Below are 22897 nucleotides of genomic sequence, written 5' to 3'. Positions count from 1 at the left end.
GCGGAGGGCGCGTCTCAGGCGGGCGTGCCCGCGCCCGGAGTCTCCGGGTCCTCGCGCGTCACCGAGCCCTCGCGGCCCTCCCGGCCCTCGCCGCGGTCGTCGGGCGGGAGCTGGCAGAACCGCTCGGCAACGAGCCCGACGACGGCCAGCACCACCGCGCACGCGGCGGCCACCCCGGCCGCGAGGGCCCGGTCGCGGAACGCGTCGATCGAGAGGTCGGGCAGGGCGGCGAGCACCTGCGCGCCGTACCAGCCCGTCAGGAGTGCGCCCGTCAGCGCGGCCGCCTTCGCGAGGACGAACGTGCGCGCCGCCCGGATCGCGTCGAGCGACGGACGCTTGCCCTGCTGGTACGCGCGCACGGTCCAGCCCGCCCAGAAGACGGCTGCCGCGAGCGCGAGGACGGTGACGTCCACGATCCACGGCACCGCCGGCAGGAGCGTGCCGCGGCTCTGGAGCAGGCGCACGACGAACCACCCGCCGACGGCGGTCGCGACCGCCACGAGCAGCAGGGTGCGGACAGAGGTGCGCCGCATCAGCGCTCGTCGTCGCGACCGTCGCCGGACACCGGCCCGAACGGCGGCCACGGGTCGTTCGCCGGGAGCCCCGCGTCCGCGAGCGGGCCGGGGGCGGACGCCGGTCCGCCGCCCGAGACCGGCGGGAACGGCACCGACCGGATGATGTCGTCACCGGACGACGCGGCGTCCGCGGGCGGCTGCGGGTGCGCGGGCTGCGCGACCGGCTGCTGCGGCGCCGTCGGCACGGGCTCGGGCGCGTGGACCGGCGGGAAGACCGGGTGCGCGGGTGCGCCGTGCTCGGGGAAGCGCGCCGCGTCCTGAGCCGGGGCGGGCCCGGCGTCCGGGGCGTGCCCGGCGTCGGGCGACGACGGCACGGGGTGCGACGGCGGCCGGTTCGACGGCCCGGGGAACGGGGCGACGGGGACGCCCGCGTCCTCGCGCGGGTCGAACGAGCCGTCGGGGACGATCGGCGGGGCCGCCCCCTCGGGCGCGACGCCCTCGGAGACGGGCGCGAAGACCGGCCGTGCCGGGAGCGCCTCGCTCGGCGTCACGGTCTGCGGGAGACCGGCCGGCTGCGGCACGACCGCGGGCTGCGGCGGGGCGGCCGGGGGCGCGGGCTCCGGTGCGGGCGGCTGCGGCGGCTCCGCCTGCTGGACGTGCGGCGGCTGCTGCGGGACGGGCTGCTGCGGAGCCGCGGGCTGCTGCGCGAGGGGCTCCTGCGCGAGCGGCTGCTGCGGCGCCGGGTGCGGCTCGTGCGGCGGCACGGGCTGCTGCGGTGCCGACTGCTGCGGTGCCGGGTGCTGCGGTGCCGGCGCGCCGTCGGAGGCGGGCACGCCGCCGCCGGGCGTCGCGGGACCGTCGTACGGGGCGGCGACGGGACCGGTGTGCGCCTGCTGGTAGGGGTCGGGCACGTCGACGGGCGCGGGCGGCGGCGCGGCGTCCGTGCTGCCCGTGGTGACGGGCACGGCGCCCGTCGGGTCGGGAGCAGGGTCCGTCAGCCAGTCGAGCGCGAGCCACCGGATGCCCCCGCGGTCGGGCGCGGTCGCCGCGAGGGCCGCGACGGGGCCGCCCCCGAGGCCTGGGAGCACCGCGTCCGGGTCGATCTGCGACCACGGCTCGAGCACGAACGCCCGCTCGTGCGCGCGGGGGTGCGGCAGCTCCAGGTCGTCGGCGACGGCCGTCAGCGTGCCGTAGACGATGAGGTCGACGTCGAGCGTGCGGGGGCCCCAGCGCTCGTCGCGCACCCGGCCGTGCGCCTGCTCGACCGCCTGGCACGCGTGCAGCAGGTCGCGCGCCGACAGGCGCGTGCGCGCGAGGAGGACGGTGTTGAGGTAGTCCGGCTGGTCGGGGCCACCCACGGCCTCCGTCCGGGCCAGCGGCGAGACCTCCGTGATCTCGAGACCGGAGATCCGGTCGAGGTCCGTGATCGCGTCGCGCAGCGTCTGCTGGGCGTCGCCGAGGTTCGCGCCCAGCGCGAGCACGACCTCGACGAACCCGGCGGGCACGTCGTCCATCCGGTCGTGCTCGACGGGCGCGGCCACCTCCGCGGCGTCGTGCGCCCCGCCGGGGGCCTCGTCGTGCGCCGGGACGGGCTCGGCCGCGGCGCCGTACGGCAGGGGCTCGGCCTCGGGGGCGGCGTGCTCGACGGGCGCGGCGTCGCCGGGGACGGTCTGCTGCTCGCCCGACGGCGCGCCGGGCGCGACCGGCGGCGCGTCGTGGTGCAGCACGTGCTCGGCGGGGCCGGCCGCGGGGACCGACCCCGCGACGAGCTCGTCGTACGACGCCGCCTGCTGCGGGTGCGGTGCCGCGTCGTCGTGCGCGGGCTCGCCGCGGTCGTCGTGCGCAGGCTCCGCGTACGGCGCCTCCCCGTACGGGGCCTCGCCGTGCGGTGCCTCCGCGGGGGTCTGCTGCTCGCCGCGGGCGTCGCCGGGGACGGCGGCGTCCCGGACGGCGGGAGCCTCGCGGGTCGCGTCGAGCGCGTCCTCCGGGGAGCCGGCCGCCGTCGCACCGGACTCGGCCGCGGTGCGCGCGTCCTCGACCGGGGCACCGGCCGAGCCCGGGAGGATGCTGGGCGGCATGACCTCGGGCGCGGGGGCGAGCGGGGCCCGGTCGTCGGGCGCGGGGACCTCACCGACGCCGTGGATGAGCGCGGGGGCGACCGACCCGACGGGGATCGGCCCGACGGGCTGCGCGTCGCGCGACCCCTGCTCCCCGCGGCGCGACAGCGGCGCGACGACGGGGACGACCACGCGGTCGCGGCGGATGACGACCTCGACGTCCTCGAACGGGACCGTGATCGGCGCCTGCGGCTTGTGCACCGCGACGTCGACCGCGACGACGTCGTCGTGCGTGAGGATCGTCGCGGCGATGCGCTCGGCGACGGTCTCGACGAGGTCGGCGGGCGAGCCGGCGAGGACCGCGACGACGTCCTCGGCGACGCCCGCGTAGCTGACCGTCCGGGACAGGTCGTCACCGCTCGCGGCGGCGCGCGTGTCCAGGTGGAGCACGACGTCGGCCCGGAAGAGCTGGCCCTGCGCCTTCTCGTGCTCGAAGACGCCGTGGTGGCCCGTCGCGCTCAGGCCCGTGAGGCGGATCCGGTCGAACGGCCGTCCGTCCGCGTCGAGGACCGCTCCTGCGAACGCTGTGGTCACGTCGTGCTCCCGTCCGGTGCTGCGTCGTCGCCCGCCGGGGCGGGTCGTCGTCACCGTGTCTCGTTGCGTGTGTCGTGCTGCGCCGGGCCGCCCGCGCCGCGGGGCCCCTCGCCCATCCTGCTAGGTCGTGGGCCGCGCCGTCGAGTCGCCCCCGACCCTCGGTCGGTCCGCCGGCTGCGCCGCGCCGCCGTCCGCGGGCCGCACGACCTCGTCGCGGGCCCGGCCCCAGGCGGCGGCGACCCGCACGGCGTCGGCGGACGCCCGGACCGCGTGGACCCGCACGCACCACGCGCCCGACGCCGCGGCGAGGGTCGTGACCGCGGCGGTCGCGTCGTCGCGCAGGAGCGGCGGGACGGGCCGACCGTCGGAGCGCGCGAGGAGGTGCCCGAGGAACCGCTTGCGGGACGCGCCCACGAGGACGGGCAGGCCCAGCGCCTCGAGCTCGCGCAGGCGCGCGAGCAGCGGCCAGTTCGACGACCCGGCCTTCGAGAAGCCGAGACCCGGGTCGAGCACGACCTGCTCGCGCCGTACGCCCGCCGCGAGGAGCACGTCCACGCGCGCGGCCAGCTCGTCGCGCACGTCCGTGACGACGTCGTCGTAGTCCTCGAGGTCGTCCATGACGTCCGCGTGCCCGCGCCAGTGCATGCAGACGTAGGCGACGCCCGTGCGCGCGACGACGTCGGCCATCGCCGGGTCCGCGAGACCGCCGGAGACGTCGTTGACGAGCCGGGCGCCCGCCGCGACCGCGCGCTCCGCGACGACCGCGCGCGTCGTGTCGACGCTGACGACCGCCCCCTCGGCCGCGAGCGCGGAGATCACGGGGAGCACGCGCGCGAGCTCCGCCTCGACGGGCACCCGGCCCGCCCCGGGGCGGGTCGACTCCCCGCCGACGTCGAGGATGTCGGCGCCCTCGCCCAGCAGCTCGCGCCCGTGGGCGATCGCGGCGTCCGGCTCGAACCACTCGCCGCCGTCGGAGAACGAGTCGGGCGTGACGTTGACGACGCCCATGACGAGCGTGCGTCCGACGTCCGCGAGCTCCTCGAGCCCCGCGACCACGAACCGGTCCACGGGCCTAGCGCCCCAGGATGAGGCTCATCGCCTCGGCCCGCGTCGCGCCGTCGCGCATCTGGCCCCGCACCGCCGACGTGACGGTGCGCGCGCCGGGCTTGCGCACGCCGCGCATCGACATGCACAGGTGCTCGCACTCGACGACGACGATCGCACCGCGGGGCTTGAGGTGCTCCACGAGCGCGTCCGCGACCTGGGACGTGAGCCGCTCCTGCACCTGCGGGCGGCGCGCGTACACCTCGACGAGGCGCGCGAGCTTCGACAGGCCCGTGATGCGGCCGTCCACGTTGGGGATGTACCCGACGTGCGCGACGCCGTGGAAGGGCACGAGGTGGTGCTCGCACGTCGAGTACACCTCGATGTCCTTGACGAGCACCATCTCCTCGTGGCCGAGGTCGAAGGTCGTCGTCAGGACGTCCGCGGCCTCCTGGCGCAGGCCCGCGAAGATCTCGCGGTACGCGCGCGCCACGCGGGCCGGCGTCTCGCGCAGCCCCTCGCGGTCCGGGTCCTCGCCGACGGCGAGCAGCAGCTCGCGGACGGCGGCCTCCGCGCGGTCCTGGTCGTACGGCGGGACGTCCGCGGGGGCGCGCAGGCCCTCCGCCGACCGGGCCGGGGTGATCGCGCCCGTGCCCGCCGAGGCGCCCGTGGGGGTGCCCATCAGTCCTGCCCCGGCTCGCGCACGTCCGTGACGTCCGTGGTGGTGTCGCGGCCGAGCGCGCGGTCGAGCGGGCTGTCCGCGGGCACCTCGCCGATCCGCTCCGGGGGGAGCTCGTCGTTCGCGGCCGCGGCCTCGTCCTGCGGGATCACGGGCGCGCCGTTCTGCGCCGCCTTCTCGGCGTCGGTGAGCACGGGCCCGCGCTGGGAGACGGCCCGCTGCTCGCTCGAGAGCCAGACGTCGCGCGGGGCGCGCTTCTCGACCGGGGAGAACACGCGCGCGAGCTCGGCCTGGTTCAGCGTCTCCTTCTCGAGGAGCTCGAGCACGAGGGCGTCGAGCACGTCGCGGTACTGCGTGAGCACCTCCCACGCCTCGTCGTGCGCGGCCTCGACGAGCTTGCGGACCTCGTGGTCCACCGTGCCCGCGACCGACTCCGAGTAGTCGCGCTGGTGGCCCATGTCGCGGCCGAGGAACGGCTCGCCCGAGCCGGAGCCGAGCTTGATCGCGCCGACGCGCTCGCTCATGCCGTACTCGGTGACCATCTTGCGCGCGATCGCGGTCGCCTTCTCGATGTCGTTCGAGGCGCCCGTCGTCGGGTCGTGGAAGACGAGCTCCTCGGCGACGCGACCGCCCATCGCGTACGCGAGCTGGTCGAGCAGCTCGTTGCGCGTCGTGGAGTACTTGTCCTCGGTCGGCATGACCATCGTGTACCCGAGCGCCCGGCCGCGCGGCAGGATCGTCACCTTCGTGACGGGGTCCGTGTAGCGCATGGCCGCCGCGACGAGGGCATGGCCGCCCTCGTGGTACGCGGTGATCTTCTGCTCCTTGACGTTCATGACGCGCGTGCGCTTCTGCGGACCGGCGATCACGCGGTCGATCGCCTCGTCGAGCGCCCGGTCGTCGATGAGCTGCGCCCCGCTGCGGGCGGTGAGGAGCGCCGCCTCGTTGAGCACGTTCGCGAGGTCGGCACCGGTGAAGCCGGGCGTGCGACGCGCGACGGCCGCCAGGTCGATCTCGGGGACGATCGGCTTGCCCGCCGCGTGCACCCGCAGGATCGCCTCGCGACCCTTGAGGTCGGGCGCCTCGACCGCGATCTGGCGGTCGAAGCGGCCCGGGCGCAGGAGCGCCGGGTCGAGGATGTCGGGGCGGTTGGTCGCGGCGATGAGGATGACGTTCGTCTTGACGTCGAAGCCGTCCATCTCCACGAGGAGCTGGTTGAGCGTCTGCTCGCGCTCGTCGTGGCCGCCGCCCATGCCGGCGCCACGGTGGCGGCCGACGGCGTCGATCTCGTCGACGAAGATGATCGCGGGCGAGTTCTCCTTGGCCTGGTTGAACAGGTCGCGGACACGGCTCGCGCCGACGCCGACGAACATCTCGACGAAGTCCGAGCCGGAGATCGAGTAGAACGGCACGCCCGCCTCGCCGGCGACGGCGCGGGCGAGCAGCGTCTTGCCCGTGCCGGGAGGGCCGTAGAGCAGGACGCCCTTGGGGATCTTGGCGCCGACGGCCTGGAACTTCTCCGAGTCGGAGAGGAACTCCTTGATCTCGTGGAGCTCCTCGACCGCCTCGTCGGCGCCCGCGACGTCCGCGAACGTCACCTGCGGGGTGTCCTTCGAGACGAGCTTGGCGCGCGACTTGCCGAAGCCCATGACGCGCGAGCCGCCGCCCTGCATGCGCGACAGCAGGAACCAGAACAGCACGCCGATGATGAGGAACGGGATGAGCAGCCCGAGCAGCGAGGACCAGAACGAGGGTTGCGCGACCTCGGAGTTGTACCCGTCCTTCGGCTCCGCGGCGACGACGGCGTCGACGACCGCCTCGCCCTGCGGCTGGACGTAGTAGAACTCGACGTTCTTGCCCTTGTTCTCCTCGGTGTCCGTGCCCTCGTCGGCCACGTAGTCCTCGGACAGCGTGAGACGCACGCGCTGGTCGCCGTCCACGATGAGCGCCTGCTCGACCGTGTCGCCCGAGAGCAGCTCGAGGCCCGCGGACGTGTCGATGCGCTGGACCGTGGGGCGCGACAACGTCGCGAACGCGATCCACAGGATCACGAGGCCCAGGACGATCCAGACGATCGGCCCACTGAGAATCTTCTTGATGTTCATCGGCGACGGGGCGTGCGCCCCGGATCCCTCCGCTCGCGCAAGTGTTCGGGCTCGAAACTACACTCTGGACCTTGGCGCCTGCTGGGGATCTTCCCTCTGTTCGCCCAGGGCGTGGTCCGTACTTCCTGAGCAGCTCCCTGGGCGGTCCGGGCGGGCTCGTGGCCCGCCGCCGCCCGGCTCAGCTCGAGTAGACGTGCGGCGCGAGCGTCCCGACGAACGGCAGGTTGCGGTACTTCTCCGCGTAGTCCAGGCCGTAGCCGACGACGAACTCGTTGGGGATGTCGAAGCCGACGTAGCGCACGTCGACCTCGGTCTTCGCCGCGTCGGGCTTGCGGAGCATCGCCGCGATCTCGACCGACGCCGGGCCGCGCGAGCGGAGGTTCGACAGCAGCCACGAGAGCGTGAGGCCCGAGTCGATGATGTCCTCGACGATGAGCACGTTGCGGCCGGTGAGGTCGGCGTCGAGGTCCTTGAGGATGCGCACGACGCCCGACGACTTGGTGCCGGAGCCGTACGACGACACGGCCATCCAGTCCATCTCGACGTGGCTGTGCAGGCGGCGCGCCAGGTCCGCCATGACCATGACGGCGCCCTTGAGCACACCGACGAGCAGGAGGTCCTTGCCCGCGTAGTCACGGTCGATCTGCGCGGCGATCTCGTCGAGCCGCGCACCGAGCTGGTCCTCGGTGAGCAGGATGTTCTCGAGGTCGCCTGCGACGTCCGATGCTTCCACGGGGGTCACTCCTGAGCTGGGGGGAGGGGGGAGGTGCCGGCCCGGCGCGTTGGCCCCGGGCCCAGGGAAAGCCTGCCACACGCGCGCGACGCCCTGCGGTCGCCCGGGAGGTGCACCGGCCCCTGGCCGCGCCACGCGGTGACGAGCGCGTCGAGCGCGTCGACGTGGACGGCGAACAGGTCGCTCCCCGGGCACCCCGCGCGCAGCGCCGCGGACCGCAGCGCACGACGCCGCAGCGCCGGGTGCGCGGCGGCGAGCGGGCCGACGTCGAGCACGACCGCCGGGCGGGGCGCCGCTCCCCTGCCGCGACCAGGGTCCGCGCCGGGGCCGGGGTCCGCGCCGGGGGCGGGGTCCGCGCCGGGTGGGACGAGCGCCGCCGCGAGGAGGTCGGCCGCGAGCGCGTCGAGGAGGTCGGCGTCGTCGCGCAGGAGGTCGGCGCTGCGCGCGAGCGCGGGCACCGCCCCCGGGCCGAGCACGTCGACGAGCGCCGGCACGACCCGTCCGCGGACCTGCGAGCGCAGCGGCGGGCCCGTGTTCGTGGGGTCGTCCCACCAGTCGAGCCCGAGCGTGCGGCACACCGCCTCGGTCTGCGTGCGCCGCAGGGCGAGGAACGGGCGCCGGTACGGCCCGCGCCGTGGTGCCATGCCCGCGAGCGAGCGTGCGCCCGCCCCGCGGGCGAGGCCGAGCAGCACCGTCTCGGCCTGGTCGTCGAGCGTGTGCCCCAGGAGCACCGCGCCGGCGCCGTGGGCCGCCGCGACGTCGTCGAGCGCGGCGTACCGGGCCGTCCGGGCGTGGGCCTCCGGGCCGTCGCCCGCCGTCGGGACGACGACGCGGCGTACCTCCACCGGGTCGAGCCCCAGGTCGCGGCACCGCTCGGCGGCGGCCGCCGCGACGGCGGCGCTGCCGTCCTGGAGCCCGTGGTCCACGACGACGGCGCCCGCCCGCAGCCCGAGGCGCGGCGCCACGAACGCCGTGGCGGCCGCGAGTGCCGTCGAGTCGGCGCCGCCGGAACAGGCGACGAGCACCGTCGCCCCTGCGGGAAGGTCCGCGAGCGCGCCGCGCACGGCGTGGCGCGCGGCGGCGACGACCGGCGCCGGACCGCCCACGGCTCAGCCGTGCACGCGGCGCACCCAGGCGCGCGCGTCGGCGATCTCACGGGCCGTGGGCAGGTTCTCCGGGGAGGCCCACACGGCGTTGAAGCCGTCGCGCCCGACGTCCTTCTCGACCGCGCGGACGAACGCCGCCCCGTCGCGGTACTGGGCGATCTTGGCGTCCATGCCGAGCAGGCGCCGCAGCACGACGTCGAGGCCGGAGCTGCCCTCGCCGTCGCGCCGCGCGTCGAACTTGCGCCGGATGCTGCGCACGGTGCGCACGGTGCGGGGCCCGACGGCGTCCATGGCGACGTCCGCGTGGCCTTCCAGGAGCGCCATGACGGCCGTGACGTCGGCGAGCCGGTCCTGCTCCTCGGGCGTGAGGAGGCCGTCGAGGAGGGTCGTGCCCTCGCCGCGCACCGCGTGCAGGACGGCGCGCCCCACGGCGACGAGCTTGTCGCGCAGGCGGGCCTCGGCGAGGCGTCGCGACGACGCGGAGAGCTCGGTGAGGAGGTCGCCCGCGCGCGTGCGCAGGTGGTCCGCGAGCCACGGCGCCGCCGCGAACTGGAGGGCGTGCGTCTGCTCGTGCAGGCACACCCAGAGGCGGAAGTCGGCGGGCCGCAGGTCGAGCGCGCGCTCCACCTGGAGCACGTTGGGCGCGACGAGCACGAGCCGGCCGGGGCCCGCCCCCGCGGCGGCCTGCCCGCTGTACGGGTCGAACTGTCCGAGGACCCGGCTCGAGAGGACCGCGAGGACCGACCCGACCTGCGCGGCGCCGACGAGGGCCGTCGCCTGCGGCACGCGACCGCTCTCCCCCACGAGCGCCTCGGTGACGCCCGTGGTGAGCGACGCCATGATCTCGGTGTTGGCGCGCGCCCAGCGGGGCCGGTCCACGACGTGCACCGTGCCCAGCGTCTCCGGGGTCCCCGCGACGGGCGTCATGCGGGTCACGTCGAGCACGTGCGGGACGGCCTCGCCCGCCGCGGTGCGCAGCCCCTCGACGAGGTCGGCCAGCTCGGCGCGCGACGCCTGGGGCCCCGGGCGCGCGAGGCGCCCGGCGATCTGCGCGGCGGCGGACCAGTCGACGACCGACCGGTCGCCGCGCGACGGGCCGTGGGGTCGGCCGTCCTGCTCGACGAGAGTCACCGGCCCACGGTAACCCGCTCGCCCGGCCGACGGGTTCGAGGACGACCGGAGGATATACTCTCGGGATATACGACGGGAGGTCGGCATGGTGCGCACGACGGTGTTCCGCAGCAACCGGACGCAGGCGGTCCGCCTGCCCAAGGCGGTCGCGCTGCCCGACGACGTCCGGGAGGTGGACGTCCGGGCCGTCGGCCGGTCACGGGTCATCACCCCGGCCGGCTCCGGGTGGGACGAGTGGTTCGAGCACGGCCTGCGCGTCGGTCCCGGCTTCCTCGCCGACCGTGACCAGGGCACCGCGGACGAGCGCGAGGCCCTGTGAGCACCCTCTACCTGCTGGACACGAACGTGCTCGTCGCCCTCCTCCGCGGGCACGGCGCGGCCGCGCGGCCGAGGCTGCGCGAGGCAGAGGGGCGCGTCGCGGTCTCGACCGTGAGCGAGATGGAGCTGGAGTACGGCGTGGAGCGCTCGCAGGACCCGGCCCGCAACCGGCAGGCGGTCGACGAGCTGCTGTCGCTCGTCGACGTGCTGCCCTTCGACAGCCTGGCGGCGATGCACGCCGGCAGGGTCCGGGCCGTCCTCGCGGCCCGCGGCACCCCTGTCGGCCCGTACGACGCGCTCCTCGCCGGGCACGCCCGGTCGCTCGGGCTCGTGCTGGTGACGAACAACGTGCGCGAGTTCTCCCGCGTGCCCGGCCTGGAGGTCGAGGACTGGCTGGCGGACGCGACGCACGGCCCCTGAACCGGGAGCCCTCCCCCAGACGTGGCGCGGCCCGTCAGGCGGAGCAGCCGCACTCCGCGAGCGACGCGACGAAGTCGTCGAGGATCAGGCGCGCGCCGTAGGTGCCGCCGTCCGGGACGGCGTCGGCCATGAGGGAGAACACGAGGAGGCGGTCGTCCGCGGTGACGACCGTCCCGGCGAGCGACGTGACGTTCGGCAGGCTGCCGGTCTTCGCGCGCACGACGCCGCGGCCCGCGTTGGCGAGGTAGCGCTCGTCGAGCGTCCCGGACAGCCCTGCGACGGGCAGGCCCACCGCGCCGGGCCGCAGCCGCGGGTGCGCGGGGTCGGCCAGGAGGCCCACGACCTCGTCGAGCTGCGCGGGCGTGACGACGGATCCGTCGCCGAGCCCGGACAGGTCCGCGAGCGTCGCGCCCGTGAGGTCGACGCCGAGGCCCTCGACCGCCGCCCGCACGGCCTGGGTCGCGCCGGCCCCGGACCCGGGCAGACCCGCGTCGAGCGCGACGACCCGGCCGACGACCTCGGTGATCGTGTTGTCCGAGTGCTGGAGCAGGTACGCGACGACGTCGCCGAGCGGGGCGGACTCCACCTCGCCCACCGTGCGCCCCTCGCTCGGCGCCGGGGCTCGCACGACGTCCCCGGAGACGGTGACGCCCTCCTGCGCGAGCGCGGCCACGAACGCGTCGGCCGCGGCGAGCGCCGGGTCCTCGGCGCGCGGCGCGTACTCCTCGTCGGTGAGGCGCGCGATGTTCACCGCGAGCGCCGCGACGGGCGCGACGTAGCCGTTGCGCACGCTGGCCGGGTCGACGGTCGGCGCGACCGCGGGCCCGGTGAACAGCGTGTCGTCGAGGCGCAGCGAGATCGTCGTGCGTCCCGTCAGCCGCAGCTCGCCCGCGACCTGCGCGGCCAGGTCGCCGAGCCCGGCCCGGCCGTTGACCGCCGTCGGGTCCCCGGCACCGGCCGCGAGCATCATGTCGCCCCCGCCCACGAGGTACACCGTCTCCTGCCCCTCGAGGACGGCTCGGGTGGGCAGCGTGGTGTGCGCTCCCGGCGAGGTGAGCGCCGCCGCGGCGGTGAACGTCTTGAGGGTCGACGCCGGGACGTGCCCCACGCTCTCGCCGGCGGCGCCCAGCACCTCGCCCGTCACCGCGTCGGTCACGAGGACGCCCACGCGCGGGCCGAGCCGCGTGTCCGCGACGAGCCCGTCCACGAGGGCCTGCACCGCGCCGGTCGCGGGGACGGGCGCCGCGTCGTCGAGCGCCGGCAGCTCCACCTCGAGCGGGGGCGCGGCGGCCGCGCCCGGCGCCTGCGGGAACGGCGGCGGCTCCGGGACGGGCGGCTCGAGCGTCAGCACGCCGGGGACGACGTCGTACGCGTCCGCCACGGCGTACCCGCCCGCGAGCGCGAGCACCACGCCGACGGCCACGCCCGTGCGCGTCGCCCAGCCCATACCTCTCCCTCGGTCCGCCCCGGTCACCGGGGCGCGTCGTCCGCCCGCCCGTCCCGACCGGTCGCCGGTCGTCCGACCCACCCCCGGGGCCGCGGGCACGTGCGCATTATCACTCACGGCGTCGCCCGCCCAGGGCCGTACGGACTCTTGTGGGCGGACGTCCCGTGTCACACTAGTTCCCGCACGACGGCGTCGTCCGTCGATCATCCGACACCAGCCACCGCCCGAGCGCCGCGGTGCCGGTACGACTGGAGGAAGCAGTGGAGTTCGACGTCACGATCGAGATCCCCAAGGGGCAGCGCAACAAGTACGAGGTGGACCACGCGACCGGTCGCATCCGCCTCGACCGCATGCTCTTCACCTCGACCCGCTACCCCGACGACTACGGGTTCATCGAGGGGACGCTCGGCGAGGACGGCGACCCGCTGGACGCCCTCGTGCTGCTCGAGGAGCCCACGTTCCCGGGCTGCCTGATCCGCTGCCGCGCGCTCGGCATGTTCCGCATGCGCGACGAGGCCGGCGGCGACGACAAGGTGCTGTGCGTCCCGACGGGCGACCAGCGTGCCGCGTGGCGCCAGGACATCGACGACGTGTCCGACTTCCACCGCCTGGAGATCCAGCACTTCTTCGAGGTCTACAAGGACCTCGAGCCCGGCAAGTCCGTCGAGGGCGCCCACTGGGTCGGCCGCGCCGACGCCGAGGCCGAGATCGAGCGCTCCCTGCAGCGCGCCATCGACTCCGGGTACCACACGCCGGGCCACTGACCGGCTCGTCCCCCCGTACGACGGCGGCCGTCCACCTCACGAGGTGGGCGGCCGCCGTCGTGCGTCGGGCTACGGTCGGCCCGCGTACGGCATCGCGTCGGCCCAGCGCATCGCGACCTCGTGCACGGGGCTGCCGGGCTGCCGCGCCTCGATCATCATCCCGCCGCCGGTGTACATCGCGACGTGACGGATGGTCGACGGGTTCGACGTGTCGTTGGCGTAGAAGATGAGGTCGCCCGGGCGCAGCCGGTCGTAGGAGATCTTCTGCACGCGCTGGTACTGCGAGCGCGACGTCCGGGTGATGTCGACGCCCGCGGCGGCCCACGCGCGGGACGTGAGGCCCGAGCAGTCGTAGCCCGGCCCGGTGCCGCCGAACACGTACGGCGCGCCGATCTTCGTGCGCGCCCACGCGACGGCGGCCTGGCCCTGGGCGCCGTTCCCCACGCCCGTGCCGGGCGGCGGCGTGACGACGGGCGGCGGGGCAGGAGTGGGCTGAGGCGCCGGAGCCGGGGCAGGCGCTGGGGCGGGAGCCGGCGCCGGGGCGGGAGCGGGGGCCGGGGCGGGAGCGGGGGCCGGAGCCGGCGCCGGGGCGGGAGCCGGGCTCTGCGGGACCGGGGCGGACGGCGCGGCGGGGGCGGACGGCGCCGCCGCCGGCGTCCCCGCGGCGGGCGGCGCGACCCGCTCCCGGGCCGCGCTCTCGCGCGCGCTCGCGGCCTGCGCGTCGAGCGCGTCCTGGCGCTCCCGCTCGACGTCGACGCTCGTGGCCCGGGCCTGCGCGAGCTCGGCGAGCAGCGTCTCCCGGCGTGCCGCCGACTCCTGCACGGCCTCGTCGAGCGCCCCGGAGGAGACCTGGGCGGCGGCCAGCGCGTCGCGCGCGCGGTCCTCGACCTCGGCCTGGTGCGCGAGCGCCGCGTCGGCCCGCGCGCGGGCCGTGCCGGCGACGGCGCGCGCCGTCGCGTGCGTCTCGACCGCACGTCCGGCGGTGCGGCCCGCGACGCGCTCGGCGTTCTCGCGCGCGACGACCTGCTCGACGCCGTCCGCGTCCAGGACCGTCCGCAGGGCGTCGAGCTCCGTCGAGCCCTGGCGTGACGCGCGGAAGAGGGCACCGACGGAGGCCCGCGCGTCGGACTCGCCCGACCGGGCCGTCGCGAGCGCCGCCTGGGCGTCGCGCACCTCGGCGTCGGCGGCCTCGAGCTCGCCCTGCGCCGCGGCGTACTCCTCCGCCGCCGTCTCGACGGCCGCGACCGCGGACGCGTGCCGGTCGCGCAGGGCCGCGAGCTCGCGCTCGACCGTCGCGACGTCCCGCGACGCGCCGTCGGCGGCCTCGCGCGCGGCACGCACGTCGTCGTCCGGCGGCGCGGACGACGCGGTGGGCGCGAGGCCCACGCCGAGCGCGAGCACGAGCGCTCCGGCGGCCCCCGCCGCGGCGACGCGACGGCGCGGCGCGCTCCGGGTCACGCGGTTCATCAACCCCTCCTCGGCGTGTCTCGTTGACAGCACTCGCACGAGTCTGCCCGGAAGGTCCGCTCCGCGCGATCCGAGCGACCGGGGCCTTCTCACAATGTGGTCTCGCATGGTGAGAAGGCCCTACCGGGTCGCCGACGACGCGCCTAGCCTCGGCCTCATGTCCCGTCGAATGTGTCGCTGACCCGAGCGGACGTTCGCCTGCCCGCGAGCCGTCGTCGACGACGCCCCTCGCCGCGGCATCCCGTCCCGCGTGCGCCTCTCGCCGCGGTCGACGACCCCGTCCCCGCCGCACCCGCCCCGGTGCACCCGCACGCCGCCGTCCCACCCCACCCGCAGGAGAGCAACCATGAGCACCGACACCGCCCCCGCCTGGTCCTTCGAGACGCGCCAGGTCCACGCCGGCCAGATCGCCGACCCGACGACCGGCGCCCGCGCGCTCCCGATCTACCAGACCACGTCGTTCGTCTTCCCGGACGCCTCGGTCGCGGCCGACCGGTTCGCGCTCAAGGACCTCGGCCCGATCTACACGCGCATCGGCAACCCGACGCAGGAGGTCGTGGAGAACCGCATCGCCTCGCTCGAGGGCGGCGTCGGCGCGCTGCTCCTCGCCTCCGGGCAGGCCGCGACGACGTTCGCGATCCTCAACGTCGCCGAGGCGGGCGACCACGTCGTCGCCTCCCCGAGCCTGTACGGCGGCACCTACAACCTCCTGCAGTACTCGCTCGCCAAGCTCGGGGTCGAGACGACGTTCGTCGCCGACCCGCACGACCCGCAGGCCTGGCGCGACGCCGTGCGCCCGAACACGAAGCTGTTCTTCGGCGAGACGATCCCGAACCCGCAGGCCGACGTCCTCGACATCGAGGCCGTCGCGGCGGTCGCGCACGAGGTCGGCGTCCCGCTGGTCGTCGACAACACGGTCGCCACGCCCTACCTGCTGCGCCCGCTCGAGCACGGGGCGGACGTCGTCGTGCACTCCGCGACGAAGTACCTCGGCGGCCACGGCTCCGCGATCGGCGGCGTAATCGTCGACGGCGGCACGTTCGACTACGCGGCGCACCCGGAGCGGTTCCCGAACTACAACACGCCCGACCCCTCGTACAACGGCCTCGTCTACGCGCGCGACCTCGGCGTGGGCGGCATCCTCGGCGCCAACCTCGCGTACGTGCTCAAGGCGCGCGTCCAGCTCCTGCGCGACCTGGGCTCGGCCATCTCGCCGTTCAACGCGTTCCTCATCGCACAGGGCATCGAGACGCTGTCCCTGCGCGTCGAGCGCCACGTCGCCAACGCGCAGAAGGTCGCCGAGTGGCTCGAGGCGCGCGACGACGTCCGGACCGTCCACTACGCGGGCCTGCCCTCGAGCCCGTGGCACGCGAACGCGCAGAAGTACCTGCCGCGCGGCGCGGGCGCGGTCCTCGCGTTCGAGCTCGACGGCGGCAGCGAGGCCGGGCAGGCGTTCGTCTCCGCGCTGCAGCTCCACTCGAACGTGGCGAACATCGGCGACGTCCGGTCGCTCGTCATCCACCCGGCGTCGACGACGCACGCCCAGCTCAGCCCCGAGGAGCAGGCGAAGTCCGGCGTGACGCCGGGCCTGGTCCGCCTCGCGGTGGGCATCGAGCACGTCGACGACATCCTCGCCGACCTCGAGCTCGGGTTCACCGCCGCCAAGTCCGCGCTGGGCTCCTGACCGGCCGACGACGGGCGCGACGATGACGGATCTGGACAGCCGGGGCGCCCTGGGCGCCCCGGCCGTACAGTGGCCGACGGTGACCCCGGTGAACGACGAGCTCCTCTCCCCCGCCCCCGACGCCCGCTCCGGCGCGCGGCCGGGCGACTCGTCGACGCACGGCGTGGCGCCGTCGCGCGCGCGGGTCAAGGCCCCGGTCCCGGCGACCGGGGCGTGGCGCGAGGGCGACCCGGCGGGCCGGCGACGCTTCGCCGACGTCGGCACGTTCGACCTCGAGTCCGGCGCCCGCCTGCCCGACGTCCGGGTCGCGTACGAGACGTGGGGCACGCTCGCGCCCGACGGGTCGAACGCCGTCCTCGTGCTGCACGCCCTCACCGGCGACTCGCACGTGAGCGGCCCCGCCGGCCCGGGGCACGTCACCGCGGGCTGGTGGGAGTCGCTCGTGGGGCCCGGCGCCCCGATCGACACCGACCGCTGGTTCGTCGTCGCGCCCAACGTGCTCGGCGGCTGCCAGGGCACCACGGGACCGGCCTCGACCGCGCCCGACGGCCGCCCGTGGGGCAGCCGGTTCCCGCGCGTCACGACGCGCGACCAGGTCGCGGTCGAGATCGAGCTCGCCCGGACGCTCGGCATCTCGTCGTGGGCGTTCGTCGTCGGCGCCTCGATGGGCGGGCACCGCGTGCTGGAGTGGGCGCTCCTCGGGCCCGAGGCGGGGGTCGACGTCGTCTCGCTCGCCGCGATCGCGACCGCCGCCCAGACCACGGGCGACCAGATCGCCTGGGCCCACCCGCAGCTCGGCGCCGTCCGCGCGGACCCGGGCTTCCGCGGCGGCGACTACTACGACGCCGCGGACGGCGACGGCCCGCACGTCGGGCTCGGCATCGCGCGGCAGATCGCGCACGCCACCTACCGGTCCGCGCGCGAGCTCGACGACCGCTTCGGCCGGCTGCCGCAGGGCGGCGAGGACCCGTTCACCGACGGCCGCTACGCCGTGCAGTCCTACCTCGACCACCACGGGGACAAGCTCGCGCGGCGGTTCGACGCGAACTCGTACGTCGTGCTCACCGAGTCGATGCTCACGCACGACCTCGGGCGCGACCGCGGTGGTGTCGAGGCGGCGCTCGCGCAGATCACCGCGCACGCGCTCGTCGTCGCCGTCGACACCGACCGGCTGTTCCTCCCCCCCGACTGCGCGCGCATCGCCGCCGGCATCCCCGGCGCCGAGCCCCTGCGGACGCTCACGAGCGACTTCGGGCACGACGGCTTCCTCATCGAGTTCGACCAGCTCGGACCGATCGTCGCCGACTTCCTCGGCGAGCGGGCGCGCGTGCGCGACTGACCCGCTCGTCGTCGGGGCAGGCCCTCGGGGCTCCCCCGGGCGGGCCCCGTGGTCGGAGCACGGGCCGGACCGTAGGTTGGTCCCATGCTCGCCGCCTACGCCGACCGCACCGATCCCGACGACCCCCTGGCCGGCCTCGTCGTCGGGGACCGCCCCGAGCCCGCGTCCCGCGAGCACTGGACCACGGTCGACGTGCGCGCCGCGTCGCTCAACCACCACGACCTCTGGTCGCTGCGCGGCGTCGGGCTGCCCGCCGACCGCCTGCCCATGATCCTCGGGACCGACGCCGCGGGCGTCGCCCCCGACGGCTCCGAGGTCGTCGTGCACGCGGTCGTCGGCGCGGACGGGCACGGCGTCGGGCCAGCCGAGCGTCGTTCCCTGCTGTCCGAGCGGTACCCGGGCACGCTCGCGGAGCGCGTCGCCGTCCCGACCCACAACCTCGTCCCCAAGCCGCCCGAGCTGACCTTCGTCGAGGCCGCGTGCGTCCCGACGGCGTGGCTCACCGCCTATCGCATGCTGTTCACCGCCGGTGGCGCCGCCCCCGGCGACCGTGTCCTCGTGCAGGGCGCGGGCGGCGGGGTCGCGACGGCGGCCGTCGCCCTCGGCGCCGCCGCGGGGCTCGAGACCTGGGTGACGTCTCGCTCCGCGGCGAAGCGCGCCGGAGCGGCCCGCCTCGGGGCGGCGGCGACGTTCGAACCCGGCGCCCGCCTGCCCGCGCCCGTCGACGTCGTCGTCGAGACGGTCGGGCAGGCCACGTGGAACCACTCGCTGCGGTCCGTGCGGCCGGGCGGCACCGTCGTCGTGGCGGGTGCGACGAGCGGCGACGCGTCGCCCGCCGAGCTCACGCGCGTGTTCTTCCACGAGATCCGCGTGCAGGGCGTGACCATGGGCTCGCGCGACGACCTCGCCGCGCTCCTGCGGTTCCTCGCGCGGAGCGAGGTGCGCCCCGTCGTCGACCAGGTGCTCCCCCTCGCCCGCGCGGGCGACGGCCTCGCGCGGCTCGCGGCCGGCGACCACTTCGGCAAGGTGGTGCTCACGCCGTGACGTCCCCGGCCTGGGCCCCCGACGTGCTCGGGGCAGGGTTCGAGCAGCGCACCGTCGAGCTGGAGCCCGACGACGAGGGCGACGTCGTCGTCACGGTCGTCCGGCACGTCCCGCCGACGGACGAGCCCCTGCGCCCCGCGCGCGCGGTGCTCTACCTCCACGGCTGGAGCGACTACTTCTTCCAGACCGAGCTCGCCCAGACCTGGCACGGCCTCGGCGCCGCGTTCTACGCCGTCGACCTGCGCAAGTACGGTCGCAGCCTGCGCCCGCACCAGACCCCCGGGTACGCGGACCACCTCGAGGAGTACGACGCCGACATCGCCGCCGCGCTGGACGTCGTGCGGGAGGACCTCGGAGCGCACGTCGCGATCATGCTCATGGGGCACTCGACCGGGGGTCTCGTCGCGGCGCTGTGGGCGCACCGGCACCCCGGCGTCGTGCGTGGCCTGGTGCTCAACAGCCCGTGGCTGGAGCTGCAGGGCTCGTCGGTGGCGCGGACCGTCTCCGGCCCCGCGATCCGCCAACTCGCCCGCTTCCAGCCCCGCGCCCCGCTCCCCAACGTCGATCCCGGCTACTACGCCCGGACGCTGCGGGACCGGGAGGACGGTACGTGGACCATCGACGACGCATGGCGTCCCGTTCCGTCGTTCCCCGTCCGCGCGGGATGGCTGCGCGCGATCATCTCCGGTCACGCGCGCGTCGCCGCCGGCCTGGCGATCGACTGCCCCGTGCTGGTGCTCCTCGCCGAGAGGTCGCTGTTCAGCACGCGGTGGACGGAGGACATGCGCGCCGCAGACATCGTGCTCGACGTCGAGCCGCTCGCCCGCCGGGCCTCGCACCTGGGGCGCGTCGTCACGCTGGTCCGCATCCCCGGCGGCATCCACGACCTGTCGCTCTCGGCGCCGGAGCCCCGGGCACGCTTCTTCGCGGAGATCGTCCGCTGGTCGGCGGCGTACGGCTGGTCCTGAGGGCTCCTCGGCCGCTCTCGCGTCCCGGTGCGACCGTCCGTGGGGCCGACGACGGCCCCGGACGTGCCGGCGCTAGCGCGTCCCTCGCGTGGTGTGGGGGTATGCGGAAATGCCGAAGGCCCACCCCGTGTGGGGTGGGCCTTCGGTGAAGGGTTGTCCGGCGGCGTCCTACTCTCCCACCCCGTCTCCAGGGCAGTACCATCGGCGCTGAAGGGCTTAGCTTCCGGGTTCGGTATGGGACCGGGCGTTTCCCCTTCGCTGTGACCGCCGTAACTCTGTTGAACCTCCTCGACACCGGGGCACCCCGTGTGGGGGTGTGGTGTTGGTGGTTCGGGAACCGCACAGTGGACGCGTAGCAAAGTGTGTTTGGTGTTGAAGTTGTCGGCTGATTAGTACCGGTCAGCTGCACGGGTCTTTCGTCCCCGCTTCCACGTCCGGCCTATCGACCCAGTGTTCTGCTGGGTGCCTCTCACCCCGTAGGGTATGGAAACCTCATCTTGAAGCAGGCTTCCCGCTTAGATGCTTTCAGCGGTTATCCCTTCCGAACGTAGCCAACCAGCGGTGCTCCTGGCGGAACAACTGGCACACCAGAGGTTCGTCCGTCCCGGTCCTCTCGTACTAGGGACAGCCCTTCTCAAGTTTCCTGCGCGCGCAGCGGATAGGGACCGAACTGTCTCACGACGTTCTAAACCCAGCTCGCGTACCGCTTTAATGGGCGAACAGCCCAACCCTTGGGACCTACTCCAGCCCCAGGATGCGACGAGCCGACATCGAGGTGCCAAACCATGCCGTCGATATGGACTCTTGGGCAAGATCAGCCTGTTATCCCCGGGGTACCTTTTATCCGTTGAGCGACGGCGCTTCCACAAGCCACCGCCGGATCACTAGTTCCGACTTTCGTCCCTGCTCGACCTGTCAGTCTCACAGTCAAGCTCCCTTGTGCACTTGCACTCGACACCTGATTGCCAACCAGGCTGAGGGAACCTTTGAGCGCCTCCGTTACATTTTAGGAGGCAACCGCCCCAGTTAAACTACCCACCAGGCACTGTCCCTGGTCCGGATCACGGACCGAGGTTAGACATCCGAAGCGGCCAGAGTGGTATTTCAACGTTGACTCCACCCGCACTGGCGTACGGGCTTCACAGTCTCCCACCTATCCTACACAAGCCGCACCGAACACCAATACCAAGCTATAGTAAAGGTCCCGGGGTCTTTCCGTCCTGCTGCGCGTAACGAGCATCTTTACTCGTAGTGCAATTTCGCCGAGTTCGCGGTTGAGACAGCGGAGAAGTCGTTACGCCATTCGTGCAGGTCGGAACTTACCCGACAAGGAATTTCGCTACCTTAGGATGGTTATAGTTACCACCGCCGTTTACTGGGGCTTAAATTCTGAGCTTCACCCCGAAGGGTTGACCCGTCCTCTTAACCTTCCAGCACCGGGCAGGCGTCAGTCCGTATACATCGTCTTGCGACTTCGCACGGACCTGTGTTTTTAGTAAACAGTCGCTTCTCCCTGGTCTCTGCGGCCGTCCACGCTCCCACCGCGAGGGTGTTCACGCTTCGGGCCCCCCTTCTCCCGAAGTTACGGGGGCATTTTGCCGAGTTCCTTAACCACGATTCTCTCGATCGCCTTAGTATTCTCTACCTGACCACCTGAGTCGGTTTGGGTACGGGCGGCTAGAACCTCGCGTCGAGGCTTTTCTTGGCAGCATAGGATCACCCAGTTCGCGCTTGTGCGCTCACCGTCAGCTCTCAGCCTGTGTGTCGGGCGGATTTGCCTACCCGACGGCCTACAGCCTTGGACGTGGTCTACCATCGCCACGCCGGGCTACCTTCCTGCGTCACCCCTGTTAATACGCTTACCTACTACCGGATTGGGTCCCGCGCGCCCCTGCCCGGTGACCCCGAAGGGTCGATGGGCAGGTTTGGGCGGTCAGCATCACCGGGCTCGGTATGGGCGGTTCTTCGCCGGTAGGAGAATATCAACTCCTTGTCCATCGACTACGCCTGTCGGCCTCGCCTTAGGTCCCGACTTACCCAGGGCGGATTAACCTGGCCCTGGAACCCTTGGTCATTCGGCGGACGGGTTTCTCACCCGTCTTTCGCTACTCATGCCTGCATTCTCACTCGTGTGGGCTCCACCGCTGGGTTCCCCCGCGGCTTCACCGCCCACACGACGCTCCCCTACCCACCTGCGCCTCTGGACCACGAAGGCCTGAGTTGAGCGCAGATGCCACGGCTTCGGCGGTGTACTTGAGCCCCGCTACATTGTCGGCGCGGAATCACTTGACCAGTGAGCTATTACGCACTCTTTCAAGGGTGGCTGCTTCTAAGCCAACCTCCTGGTTGTCTGTGCAACTCCACATCCTTTCCCACTTAGCACACGCTTAGGGGCCTTAGCCGGTGGTCTGGGCTGTTTCCCTCTCGACTACGGAGCTTATCCCCCGCAGTCTCACTGCCACGCTTTCACTTACCGGCATTCGGAGTTTGGCTGACGTCAGTAACCTTGTAGGGCCCATCGGCCATCCAGTAGCTCTACCTCCGGCAAGAAACACGTGACGCTGCACCTAAATGCATTTCGGGGAGAACCAGCTATCACGAAGTTTGATTGGCCTTTCACCCCTAACCACAGGTCATCCCCCAGGTTTTCAACCCTGGTGGGTTCGGTCCTCCACGCGGTCTTACCCGCGCTTCAACCTGCCCATGGCTAGATCACTTCGCTTCGGGTCTAGACCCAGCGACTATGGGCGCCCTGTTCGGACTCGCTTTCGCTACGGCTTCCCCACACGGGTTAACCTCGCCACTGAGCACTAACTCGCAGGCTCATTCTTCAAAAGGCACGCTGTCACCCCAGCCAAGGAGGCTCCAACGGATTGTAGGCACACGGTTTCAGGTACTATTTCACTCCCCTCCCGGGGTACTTTTCACCTTTCCCTCACGGTACTGGTCCGCTATCGGTCACTAGGTAGTATTTAGGCTTAGCAAGTGGTCTTGCCAGATTCACACGAGATTTCTCGGGCCCCGTGCTACTTGGGATCCCCTTCGGGAGGCCGCACCATTTCGTCTACCGGACTCGCACCGTCTATGGTCCGCCTTTCAATGCGGTTCGACTATGACACGGCTTTCTCACTCCCCGGTGGACTGTCAGATCCACCAGAAGGGTCCCACAACCCCGAACACGCAACGCCTGACAGCTTGAACACGCGCCCGGTTTGGCCTCATCCGCTTTCGCTCGCCACTACTCACGGAATATCTCTTCCTGTCGGTACTGAGATGTTTCACTTCCCGACGTTCCCTCCACACACCCTATATATTCAGGTGCGGGTCACACGACATGACTCGTGCGGGGTTCCCCCATTCGGAAACCCTCGGATCACAGCTCGTTTGCCAGCTCCCCGAGGCTTATCGCAGGCTACCACGTCCTTCTTCGGCTCCTAGTGCCAAGGCATCCACCCTGTGCCCTTAAAAACTTCAACAAAAAC

General features: G+C 73.5%; 17 protein-coding genes and 2 rRNA genes. 7 read left to right on the top strand and 12 right to left on the bottom strand.

Annotated features, from left to right (window positions below):
* Window positions 1–14 precede the first annotated feature (14 nt).
* The 8 genes from B8281_RS07255 to B8281_RS07220 all read right to left on the bottom strand — a co-directional run bounded on the left by B8281_RS07255 (window position 15) and on the right by B8281_RS07220 (window position 9964).
* Window positions 15–533: a DUF3180 domain-containing protein gene (locus B8281_RS07255; protein ID WP_021483259.1), complete on the bottom strand. Its 519-nt coding sequence runs from the start codon at window positions 531–533 to the stop codon at window positions 15–17.
* Window positions 533–3166: a 2-amino-4-hydroxy-6-hydroxymethyldihydropteridine diphosphokinase gene (gene folK / locus B8281_RS19485; protein WP_232322707.1), complete on the bottom strand. Its 2634-nt coding sequence runs from the start codon at window positions 3164–3166 to the stop codon at window positions 533–535. Before folK ends, B8281_RS07255 begins: the two co-directional genes overlap by 1 nt.
* A gap of 120 nt (window positions 3167–3286) precedes the next feature.
* On the bottom strand, window positions 3287–4174 hold the full coding sequence (folP, locus tag B8281_RS07245; protein WP_085388657.1) for a dihydropteroate synthase: 888 nt from the start codon (window positions 4172–4174) through the stop codon (window positions 3287–3289).
* A gap of 64 nt (window positions 4175–4238) precedes the next feature.
* Complete coding sequence (folE, locus tag B8281_RS07240; protein ID WP_051876749.1) at window positions 4239–4892, bottom strand: GTP cyclohydrolase I FolE; 654 nt, start codon at window positions 4890–4892, stop codon at window positions 4239–4241.
* Complete coding sequence (gene ftsH / locus B8281_RS07235) at window positions 4892–6994, bottom strand: ATP-dependent zinc metalloprotease FtsH (protein ID WP_043659730.1); 2103 nt, start codon at window positions 6992–6994, stop codon at window positions 4892–4894. Before ftsH ends, folE begins: the two co-directional genes overlap by 1 nt.
* Window positions 6995–7172: 178 nt before the next feature.
* Window positions 7173–7727, bottom strand: coding sequence for a hypoxanthine phosphoribosyltransferase (hpt, locus tag B8281_RS07230; RefSeq protein ID WP_021479810.1), 555 nt, complete (start codon window positions 7725–7727; stop codon window positions 7173–7175).
* Window positions 7728–7732: 5 nt separating this feature from the next.
* Complete coding sequence (tilS, locus tag B8281_RS07225) at window positions 7733–8833, bottom strand: tRNA lysidine(34) synthetase TilS (RefSeq protein ID WP_085387358.1); 1101 nt, start codon at window positions 8831–8833, stop codon at window positions 7733–7735.
* Window positions 8834–8836: 3 nt separating this feature from the next.
* Window positions 8837–9964 carry a zinc-dependent metalloprotease gene (locus B8281_RS07220; protein ID WP_232322706.1) on the bottom strand — a complete coding sequence of 376 codons (1128 nt, stop codon included), beginning with the start codon at window positions 9962–9964 and terminating at the stop codon, window positions 8837–8839.
* A gap of 85 nt (window positions 9965–10049) precedes the next feature.
* On the opposite strand from B8281_RS07220, the gene vapB reads away from it, so the two are divergent.
* Complete coding sequence (gene vapB, locus B8281_RS07215; protein WP_021482085.1) at window positions 10050–10283, top strand: type II toxin-antitoxin system VapB family antitoxin; 234 nt, start codon at window positions 10050–10052, stop codon at window positions 10281–10283.
* Window positions 10280–10702, top strand: a complete 423-nt coding sequence (locus B8281_RS07210; RefSeq protein WP_021482084.1) for a type II toxin-antitoxin system VapC family toxin — start codon at window positions 10280–10282, stop codon at window positions 10700–10702. The genes vapB and B8281_RS07210 overlap by 4 nt, the downstream gene beginning before the upstream one ends.
* Window positions 10703–10736: 34 nt before the next feature.
* On the opposite strand, the gene dacB is transcribed toward B8281_RS07210, so the two are convergent.
* Window positions 10737–12149, bottom strand: coding sequence for a D-alanyl-D-alanine carboxypeptidase/D-alanyl-D-alanine-endopeptidase (gene dacB, locus B8281_RS07205; RefSeq protein ID WP_085387356.1), 1413 nt, complete (start codon window positions 12147–12149; stop codon window positions 10737–10739).
* A 260-nt stretch (window positions 12150–12409) separates the two neighbouring features.
* Here dacB and B8281_RS07200 point away from each other — a divergent pair, with 260 nt between their 5' ends.
* Entirely contained in the window at window positions 12410–12913 is a 504-nt protein-coding gene (locus B8281_RS07200; protein ID WP_034655165.1) for an inorganic diphosphatase, read from the top strand.
* Between the two features lie 69 nt (window positions 12914–12982).
* Here B8281_RS07200 and B8281_RS07195 read toward each other — a convergent pair whose 3' ends face one another.
* On the bottom strand, window positions 12983–14380 hold the full coding sequence (locus tag B8281_RS07195) for a C40 family peptidase (protein WP_085387355.1): 1398 nt from the start codon (window positions 14378–14380) through the stop codon (window positions 12983–12985).
* Window positions 14381–14726: 346 nt separating this feature from the next.
* Here B8281_RS07195 and B8281_RS07185 point away from each other — a divergent pair, with 346 nt between their 5' ends.
* From B8281_RS07185 to B8281_RS07170, 4 genes are all read left to right on the top strand, one after another.
* On the top strand, window positions 14727–16064 hold the full coding sequence (locus tag B8281_RS07185; protein WP_085387353.1) for a bifunctional o-acetylhomoserine/o-acetylserine sulfhydrylase: 1338 nt from the start codon (window positions 14727–14729) through the stop codon (window positions 16062–16064).
* Window positions 16065–16152: 88 nt separating this feature from the next.
* The gene (locus B8281_RS07180; protein WP_232322705.1) at window positions 16153–17403 is read left to right on the top strand and encodes a homoserine O-acetyltransferase; all 1251 of its coding nucleotides are present in this window, start codon (window positions 16153–16155) and stop codon (window positions 17401–17403) included.
* 84 nt (window positions 17404–17487) lie between these two features.
* Window positions 17488–18447: a Zn-dependent alcohol dehydrogenase gene (locus B8281_RS07175; protein ID WP_043659392.1), complete on the top strand. Its 960-nt coding sequence runs from the start codon at window positions 17488–17490 to the stop codon at window positions 18445–18447.
* Complete coding sequence (locus B8281_RS07170) at window positions 18444–19415, top strand: alpha/beta hydrolase (protein WP_043659390.1); 972 nt, start codon at window positions 18444–18446, stop codon at window positions 19413–19415. Before B8281_RS07175 ends, B8281_RS07170 begins: the two co-directional genes overlap by 4 nt.
* A 155-nt stretch (window positions 19416–19570) precedes the next feature.
* Here the strand turns inward: B8281_RS07170 and rrf are convergent.
* Both rrf and B8281_RS07160 read right to left on the bottom strand, forming a co-directional pair.
* A 5S ribosomal RNA gene (gene rrf, locus B8281_RS07165) occupies window positions 19571–19687 on the bottom strand.
* A 97-nt stretch (window positions 19688–19784) separates the two neighbouring features.
* Window positions 19785–22891: ribosomal RNA gene (locus tag B8281_RS07160) — 23S ribosomal RNA — on the bottom strand.
* Window positions 22892–22897 lie beyond the last annotated feature (6 nt).

The organism is Cellulosimicrobium sp. TH-20 (assembly GCF_002105775.1).
Classification (GTDB): Bacteria; Actinomycetota; Actinomycetes; order Actinomycetales; family Cellulomonadaceae; genus Cellulosimicrobium; species Cellulosimicrobium funkei.
Note: the sequence above shows the minus strand (reverse complement) of the source record. Positions and strands in the feature narration are given on the sequence as shown.

Coding starts and splice junctions, on each gene's coding strand:
- B8281_RS07255 (WP_021483259.1), bottom strand. CDS start 533: ATGCGGCGCACCTCTGTCCGCACCCTGCTGCTCGTGGCGGTCGCGACC.
- folP (WP_085388657.1), bottom strand. CDS start 4,174: ATGGGCGTCGTCAACGTCACGCCCGACTCGTTCTCCGACGGCGGCGAG.
- folE (WP_051876749.1), bottom strand. CDS start 4,892: ATGGGCACCCCCACGGGCGCCTCGGCGGGCACGGGCGCGATCACCCCG.
- ftsH (WP_043659730.1), bottom strand. CDS start 6,994: ATGAACATCAAGAAGATTCTCAGTGGGCCGATCGTCTGGATCGTCCTG.
- vapB (WP_021482085.1), top strand. CDS start 10,050: ATGGTGCGCACGACGGTGTTCCGCAGCAACCGGACGCAGGCGGTCCGC.
- dacB (WP_085387356.1), bottom strand. CDS start 12,149: ATGGGCTGGGCGACGCGCACGGGCGTGGCCGTCGGCGTGGTGCTCGCG.
- B8281_RS07195 (WP_085387355.1), bottom strand. CDS start 14,380: ATGAACCGCGTGACCCGGAGCGCGCCGCGCCGTCGCGTCGCCGCGGCG.
- B8281_RS07185 (WP_085387353.1), top strand. CDS start 14,727: ATGAGCACCGACACCGCCCCCGCCTGGTCCTTCGAGACGCGCCAGGTC.
- B8281_RS07175 (WP_043659392.1), top strand. CDS start 17,488: ATGCTCGCCGCCTACGCCGACCGCACCGATCCCGACGACCCCCTGGCC.